The organism is Gelidibacter sp. (assembly GCF_035577925.1).
Taxonomy (GTDB): Bacteria; Bacteroidota; Bacteroidia; order Flavobacteriales; family Flavobacteriaceae; genus Gelidibacter.
Window position 1 is genome coordinate 1 of record NZ_DATJCY010000254.1, and the last position, 7,743, is coordinate 7,743.

A 7,743-nucleotide genomic window follows, 5' to 3' on the forward strand; every position below is an offset into this window, starting at 1 on the left:
CCCCGGTGTTTTTTCTGAAATTCTTTCGCCCGATCAACCTATAAATTACGTGGATCAGCATCTTTTTGATAAAAAACTCGTTACCAATCATGCTTTGGATTTCACTAAAAAGTTTGGCAATTACAGTTTTAGCTTTCAGCCTGGCGTAGATTTTAAACTTCAACATATGGATTCTCAAATTCTGTTGGATGGCAATCCACATACCGTTCGGGATTTTGAAAACGATATGAAATGGCAAGAAGTTTCAACTTATGTGCGCACAGGAATAAATTATCAAACAGATAAAGCACGGTTTTCCTTGCAATTGCCTTTTGATGTGACACATTATGAAATTGAAGATCAGATCTTGAACGAAAAACAATCTAAAAACCCATTTACTTTAAATCCGTCCTTTTGGGGCCAATACAAGTTTTGGGATTATTGGAGCGTTAATGGAAGCGCACGATACGGCAAAAATTACGGCCCATTAAACGAAATGTATTCTGGGTATTTATTGTCGCATTATCGCAATTTGGCACGGCATAATGTACCGTTAATGGAAGCGTCGTCACAATCTGCTGCTTTTGGATTGGAATATAAAAACCCAATAAATACTTGGTTTGCTCGGATTAATTATTCGCATTCTGATGGAAAAAACGATCAGATTTTTAATATGATTACCCAGCCAAACGGTTCGACCGTTTTGGAGGCTTTGGATTTGGTGAATAAGAATATGACCAATTCGGTTGGTGGCTCGGTCAGCAAATTGGTTTTGCCGCTTAAAACTACGTTCAAATTCAATTCAAATTATACACACAGCAATCGCGATATCCTTTTGAACAGTGAATTGATGAAAAACACGACTAGCAGTTGGCAAAATGCCGTTAATTTAAATGCCGACTTTGTGAGTTGGATGACCATGGAATATGATGGAAGCGTCCGATTGAGCCAAACTGAAAACAAGATTCAGGATCTTCGGAAAGTGTGGTCGCAAAACCATAAATTCGGAATGTATTTCTATTTCTTGGAAAATCATACCTTGAGTTTTTCGGGCGAATGGACGGAATCAAAATTAGAAGATGATCGTTGGGATGATTTTTTTGGCGATATTTTATACCGATTTACACTTTCGGAAAAACGTAAAATAGATTTTGAGTTTTCCGTGATCAACGTGTTCAACAAAGATAATTATAGGAATATATCGGTTGGGAATTATGCCATTTCCGAATCTAATTATTTATTACGTCCACGGCAATTTATGCTAAAAGTGCGCATTCCATTATAAAATTAATACTGATAGAAACTATAAAATCCATTTAATTCCAAATAATTTATGAAATCATTACTATTAAGTTTTCTCTTCTTATTTCTCGTGAAAACCAGTGTTTTTGCCCAAGAAGACTATCCAACAGACTACAAAATTCAGTACGAACTGACGTTTAAAATCGACTCCTTAAATATGGAGCGCACAGACACTGAAAAGATGTATTTATTTGCTGGTTCAAATTATGGAGTGTTTATGAATCAGGCGCGTGCCATGAAAGATGAACAAATGGAAAAACTCCAACAAAAATATGGCTCAAATGTGCAAGTAAAATTTGGTGTAAATAACAATAAAGGTCAAGATTTAAACAAAGTGATCTTTTCAAATTACCAAACGGGCCAGATAAAAGTCCTTCAAGAAATAAGCGATAAAGATTATATTTATGTTGAACCGGCACCAATGGATACTTGGGAAATTGGAGAAGAAACCAAGGAATTTATGGGATATACGGTTCAAAAAGCGATGATAGATTTTGCTGGAAGACATTATGAAGCGTGGTTTACGATGGAAGTTCCAATCTCAGATGGCCCTTATCTCTTCCGCGGACTTCCAGGATTGATTGTCGAAATTTATGACACGCAAAACCATTATCATTTTAAAATGTTAGCACTCGAAAAACTGGAAACTCCAAAAATTTGGACTTTGCCAAAAGCCGATGAATCGAGTAAATACAAAATCAAGGACATACAAAAAAGATTAAACAATAATGCCTTAAGCGGATCGGATTACGCCTATATGATGGGTAAAACACCGGGCGTAAGTGGTAGTTTTTCGGTAACGGATGGCCAAGCCGCAGTCATGGATCTTACGGACAAATCAGGTCAAAAAATTACAAAAGAAGATTTAAAAAGAATGTTTAAATCCGAACTCGAATCGCAAAATAACCCTATTGAATTGGAATAAATACCATTCAAATCTCATTAAAAATTAAATAATGGTCATTATTAAAAAAGTAATTATTTTCTTAGTATTACTTATTCCAGTTCTTGTATATGGGCAAAGTACATATAGAGTTACCTATGATTTGACTTACCAAATAGATTCTACCAATATTTCATCATTGCAATCAGAACAAATGTTATTAGATTTTGCAGAGGATATATCGGTTTTTAAGAGCAATACAACACATTTAAAAGATTCTATTTTAAAGTCAAACCATCCACATTCATTATTTGGAGTCGCTAAATCAGATTTTTTATATAAGATTTATAAAACGAATGGAAAACTTGTTTCTTTATATGATTATACGACTTATAAGTATGAATTGAAAGAAGATTTGCCAGATTTAAAATGGAACTTACATGAGGATACTAAGACTATTTTAGACTATGAATGCAAGCTGGCAACTACAAGTTTTGCTGGTCGTGATTATAGCGCATGGTATGTTTTGGAGATTCCAATTTCGGACGGACCTTACAAGTTTTACGGATTACCAGGTCTGATTTTGGAAATTTACGACACTCAGAATCATTATCATTTTGAAGCTATAGGAATAACAAAACTGCATTCCAAAATCAGAATTAAAAATGAGGAGTATAGAGAAATAAGTGTTAAAGAATACGAGAAATTCTTAGAAAACATTAAACAAAAACCATCCCTAATTTTAAATAATCCCGGCATCCAAGTCCCCAAAGCTAGTTTAGATAAATATGATAGAAATCACCGCGAAAGAAATAAATTAAAAAATAATCCTATAGAGCTTATCAAATAACAAAAACACTATTTAATTTTAAAATACAATGAAACTATCTATTTTAAGTACACTTGCTTTATGTATCACTACTTGCAGCGTTTTCTCTCAGAAGGAATACACAACGGACTATGAAGTTCAGTACGAAGCAACTTATAGCATGGATTCCACAAATTTGGAAAACAAAAGCGTGGAAACACTTTATCTGTTTACTGGTCCGAAATATGGCGTGTTTATGAGTTACAGGGAAGCATTTAAAGATGAAATTATGGCCGATCTGGAGCGTCAACTTAAATCGGGATCCATTACTATTTCTAAGGAAATGACTTCTAATTTTCCAAAAACATTTTATAAAGACCACCAAAATAACAATGTAAAAACATCCGATAAAATTGATCGAAAGCAATATCATTATCAAGAACCTGCTATTCCATTAGATTGGAATATTGAAGAAGACTCTAAAGAAATTATGGGCTATACCACTCAAAAAGCTACGACACATTTTGCAGGAAGAGATTATACGGCTTGGTTTACTTTAGAAATTCCAATTGCTGATGGACCTTATGTGTTTTCTGGTTTACCTGGACTGATTATTGAACTTTATGATGCTGAAGACCATTATCATTTTACTTTAAAGACACTTGCAAAGCTTGAGGAACCAAGGAATTTTGAGTTTCCAAAATCGGAGGAAATTATAAAAAAAGACTTTATAAAGTTAAAAGAAAAAGCCCTTAAAAACTCAGAGAACAATACACTTAATGTTGGAAACTTTCAAATAGTAGTTGGTCAAGGTTCTGATATGAGCCAAGAAAGTAAAATGCAAAATCAAGAAATGAAAAGAAAGATGAAGGAAAACCGCGCCAAAAAAAATAATTTGATTGAGCGGTTTTAGGGATGAGTTAAATTTAGATTTAATATTTGTAGCAATAGAAAACTTTAATTGCTATAATAAACTTTCTATAGCAGCTTATATAATAACTTTGCAAACTATTTGAAAGCTTATTAATATGAAAAAAGACATCGAAATCCCGAAAGTTGAAAACGTGTACTTAGCCATCGTCAATGAATATAATGAGATTTATAAAACTCACGATTGGAATGCTTATATCATTAATGATAAAGAGGTGGATTTAGAAGTAGTGTTGATTGTTACCAGTGGCTATTCAGAAAAGAAAACAACTTCCATCTTTCGAAAAAAATTAGACTTGCTCCCAAAAAAAAGCTATGCCAAAATAGAGTTCATGCCAGAAGAACTGTTCGTGCTGAACAATGAATTTAAAGTCACTTTTTTTGAAGGAAACGCCATGTTTGAAAAAACATATCTTTTCAGAAAAAACACGATTAACGATAAAGCTTTACAGAATATTCCGTTGATGGAAGTGAGAGGCGTTTTGGTGAAATAGAGATTATAGAACGCAGATGACGCTGATTATTCTAATTTGCACGGATACAAAAAATCAGTGAAAATCCGCTAAATCTGTGTCATCTGTGTTCAAAAAGCAGAACGCTGATAACACTGATTATTATGATTTACGCCGATAACAAAATAATCTTAAATACATTTCAGAACGCAAAAACAATCAGTGAAAATCCGTTAAATCTGCGTCATCTGTTTTCAAAAAATCCAGATAAAAAACATGAGGTTCCTGCCTTCGCAGGAACAACTACTTGCTAATCCAACTTTTCTGTTAATTTTGAAAATGTACGTTTTGGATCTTTGCCTTCATAAAGAATGGCATAGATAGCGGTAATGATAGGCAATTTGCCTTTTCGCTCATTCTTTTCAATCAAGTCGAATGCACTTTTTGTAGCATAATAACCTTCGGCCACCATGTTCATTTCCATTTGTGCTGATTTTACGGTATAGCCTTTCCCGATCATGTTTCCAAACATTCTATTTCGAGAGAAAATAGAATAACCCGTCACCAATAAATCACCTAAATAAGCTGAATCATTGATGTTGCGTTTCATCTTATGACGTTTTTTAATGAAACGTTTCATTTCGCGTATAGCGTTGCTCATCAATACGCTTTGAAAATTATCACCATATCCCAATCCATGGGCAATTCCTGCAGCAATGGCATAAATATTTTTGAGCATAACAGCATATTCAATACCAATAACGTCATCACTTGTTGCTGTTTTGATATACTCACTTGCCAAATTTTTAGCTATTTCTTTAGCTTTATTTTCATCGGCGCAAGCAATGGTCAAATAAGACAAACGCTCGAGTGCCACTTCTTCAGCATGGCAAGGACCCGCAATGACTGCTATATCCTCATAAGGAATATTATAGATATCATGAAAATGCTCTCCCACCAACTTACCGGTTTCGGGCATGATACCTTTAACTGCGGATACAATAATTTTATCCTTCAGATCTATGGTCAATTTTTGCAATTCGTCATGAATAAAAGCAGATGGAATCACAAAAATCAAGACATCGGCATAATCTGCAATTTCATTAATATCATTACTGATTTTAAGTTGTGTCTTATTAAATTCAACAGAGCTTAGGTAACTTGGATTGTGCCCGGCTTTTAACAAGTGTTCTTTAATATAAACACTGCGCATATACCAACCTATTTCGTCCAGATTTTCACATAACATTTTCACGATGGCTGTAGCCCAACTTCCTGATCCAAAAACGGCATATTTTATCGGTGTACTCATAAATAAAACAAAATTAAAAACCTTCAAAAGTACATAATTTTAAAGTTTATTCCATTTCAAAAAACTTCAAAACCAAATTTTTGGCACGTGTTTTGAAATCTGCCCTATTATAATCTTTAATTTGTTGGATTACGAAAAAGGCAAAATCTATTTAAATCCTAAAGTTTAAATAGTAATTCTAGATTGTTTTGCTAATTTCAACCGGTCGATATCAAAAAAACTAATCCAAGATTTTAAACAAAAAACGGAACCAATGAAAGCTATAAAACTACTTTTCGGATTTGCCCTTGCCGCAACCTTATTGACGTCGTGCCAGTCCAACTCCATTCATGATGAGCCATCAATTTCATTAAATCAATTGTTGCGTTCTTACGATCTGTGGTATGTTGACATCAATCAAACGATTGGTCGTGGCGAAACGGCTTTTTTACAGATTGCTTTTACGCTGTCTTTTAAAAATGGAATTTTATATGCCAACAACAATTTGGTTGGTTTTGGCCCTAACGGACAAGGCAATGGCTTTGGAATTGACGTTGGAGAATATGATGCGTATGACATGATTTTGGACGTATATCATGACGTTGATGGTTTTCAAAGTTTTGATGTTTATCAAGTAGATTATGATACGATTGAATTGTACAATCCATATAATGATACGTCGTACTTTTTACATGGCTATCAAAAATCACAATTTGATTATGACTTTGTATTTTATGATAATATCCATTATTTCTTGCAAGAATATCAAGCTTGGGAAAAAACTTATGCAAGCCAAAGTGGTAAGCTCAACGAATTTGATAACGAAAACTATTTACAGTTTTTGGCTGGTGGAAATGACTCCGAATTTAGAAGTTCGCAAGATGCCAATATTTCAAATCCAAACAAGATTTATTGGGATTACACAGGGCTTTATAGCGTAGGAAATATTAAAGGCAATACGCACCTCAAAACATTAACATTAGATTATGATTTTAATGGCAATGAATTATTTGAATTGAGCGTTATTAATGATCAGAGAATAAGATTGTACCATAATTATTCGGGTACGACTTATGAATTTACCGGACGTGGATACATTCAATACATGAGAGGTGTTGAAGGAAAATCATCGGTGGTTGATGGAAAAACCCAGTCCTCGGAAGTACAGAAAAAACGCAAGCAGACCACTGCTAAAAAAGATAACCCTAGGGTAAGCAACAGAGGCTAAATTTTGGTTGGTTATTTAGTTTCCAGAAACGCTCATTTTGATTAAGTTCAAGTGAGCGTTTCTTTTTTAGATCCTTTTCAAAATGGAGGTGAAAATAAAAAATGGAGGTCATTTTCATTAAAAAACCTCCATTAATTTACTTATTGAATGATTCTATAACTGTGACAAAATCGTTAGCAACTCGTCTAACGAATAGGGTTTTTCTATAATTTTCTTATCCTTATCCAAAATAAAAAATGTAGGCGTACTCTCTACACCATACTCACTGCCCATATATCTTATAGGGTTTCCTGAATCTATCACATGAATAAAATTGGGGTATTTTTTAATCTCATTTCTCCAAACTTCCGATTCGCCTTGTGTGGCGTATGCAACCACTTTTATTTTTTTGGCATCCATCTGATCGACGGCTTTTTTAATTTCAGGAAGCTGTTCCAAACAATGAAAACAACCACTGTTCCAGAAAATAAGAAGATAATTATCGGCCAAATTCAATTTGTGCAATGTCGCTGGCGTATTTTTATCATTAACGTCCAAAGTAATCGGAAAATCTAAAGCTGTTGCGCCAATGGCAGTGTTTTTCTGAGTGGTCAATACGCTCAAAAGAAGATCATCTTCAGCTTTTTCAGCTAGTTCAAACAAATACTTTTTTGAAATATAAACCGCAACATTATCCTCTCCAATCATCGTCATGTTTTGCCAAACTGCTCGCAACAACGCCAATTTCACATCATCATTGCCTTCACCTATATAATTGACCAAATTATCTATTTGGCCTTCGTAAAATTGTTGTGTCGGATTTGAACTCATCCCAAACACGTACGCCATAACGCGATCGGTCAGAAAGGTTGAACTTTGCAATAATGAATT

8 protein-coding genes are annotated in these 7,743 nt (G+C 34.1%); 6 read left to right on the forward strand and 2 right to left on the reverse strand.

Annotation, left to right across the window (positions count from 1 at the left end):
• From VNJ50_RS10240 to VNJ50_RS10260, 5 genes are all read left to right on the forward strand, one after another.
• On the forward strand, positions 1-1,264 hold a 1,264-nt coding region (locus VNJ50_RS10240), incomplete at its 5' end, for a hypothetical protein (protein ID WP_325581533.1).
• A gap of 48 nt (positions 1,265-1,312) precedes the next feature.
• Positions 1,313-2,206, forward strand: coding sequence for a GLPGLI family protein (locus VNJ50_RS10245; protein WP_325581535.1), 894 nt, complete (start codon positions 1,313-1,315; stop codon positions 2,204-2,206).
• Between the two features lie 31 nt (positions 2,207-2,237).
• Positions 2,238-3,014 carry a GLPGLI family protein gene (locus tag VNJ50_RS10250; protein WP_325581537.1) on the forward strand — a complete coding sequence of 259 codons (777 nt, stop codon included), beginning with the start codon at positions 2,238-2,240 and terminating at the stop codon, positions 3,012-3,014.
• Positions 3,015-3,042: 28 nt separating this feature from the next.
• Positions 3,043-3,885, forward strand: a complete 843-nt coding sequence (locus tag VNJ50_RS10255) for a GLPGLI family protein (protein ID WP_325581539.1) — start codon at positions 3,043-3,045, stop codon at positions 3,883-3,885.
• A 115-nt stretch (positions 3,886-4,000) separates the two neighbouring features.
• Positions 4,001-4,396, forward strand: a complete 396-nt coding sequence (locus VNJ50_RS10260) for a hypothetical protein (protein WP_325581541.1) — start codon at positions 4,001-4,003, stop codon at positions 4,394-4,396.
• Positions 4,397-4,664: 268 nt separating this feature from the next.
• Here the strand turns inward: VNJ50_RS10260 and VNJ50_RS10265 are convergent, their stop codons facing one another.
• Positions 4,665-5,666 (reverse strand): NAD(P)H-dependent glycerol-3-phosphate dehydrogenase, encoded by a 1,002-nt coding sequence (locus VNJ50_RS10265; protein WP_325581543.1) that lies wholly within the window; start codon positions 5,664-5,666, stop codon positions 4,665-4,667.
• Between the two features lie 253 nt (positions 5,667-5,919).
• On the opposite strand from VNJ50_RS10265, the gene VNJ50_RS10270 reads away from it, so the two are divergent.
• Entirely contained in the window at positions 5,920-6,873 is a 954-nt protein-coding gene (locus VNJ50_RS10270) for a nicotinic acid mononucleotide adenyltransferase (RefSeq protein ID WP_325581545.1), read from the forward strand.
• Positions 6,874-7,026: 153 nt separating this feature from the next.
• Here the strand turns inward: VNJ50_RS10270 and VNJ50_RS10275 are convergent.
• Positions 7,027-7,743, reverse strand: a 717-nt coding sequence (locus VNJ50_RS10275) for a TlpA disulfide reductase family protein (protein WP_325581547.1), incomplete at its 5' end; no start/stop codon positions are given.

Coding starts and splice junctions, on each gene's coding strand:
- VNJ50_RS10250 (WP_325581537.1), top strand. CDS start 2,238: ATGGTCATTATTAAAAAAGTAATTATTTTCTTAGTATTACTTATTCCA.
- VNJ50_RS10265 (WP_325581543.1), bottom strand. CDS start 5,666: ATGAGTACACCGATAAAATATGCCGTTTTTGGATCAGGAAGTTGGGCT.
- VNJ50_RS10260 (WP_325581541.1), top strand. CDS start 4,001: ATGAAAAAAGACATCGAAATCCCGAAAGTTGAAAACGTGTACTTAGCC.
- VNJ50_RS10270 (WP_325581545.1), top strand. CDS start 5,920: ATGAAAGCTATAAAACTACTTTTCGGATTTGCCCTTGCCGCAACCTTA.
- VNJ50_RS10255 (WP_325581539.1), top strand. CDS start 3,043: ATGAAACTATCTATTTTAAGTACACTTGCTTTATGTATCACTACTTGC.
- VNJ50_RS10245 (WP_325581535.1), top strand. CDS start 1,313: ATGAAATCATTACTATTAAGTTTTCTCTTCTTATTTCTCGTGAAAACC.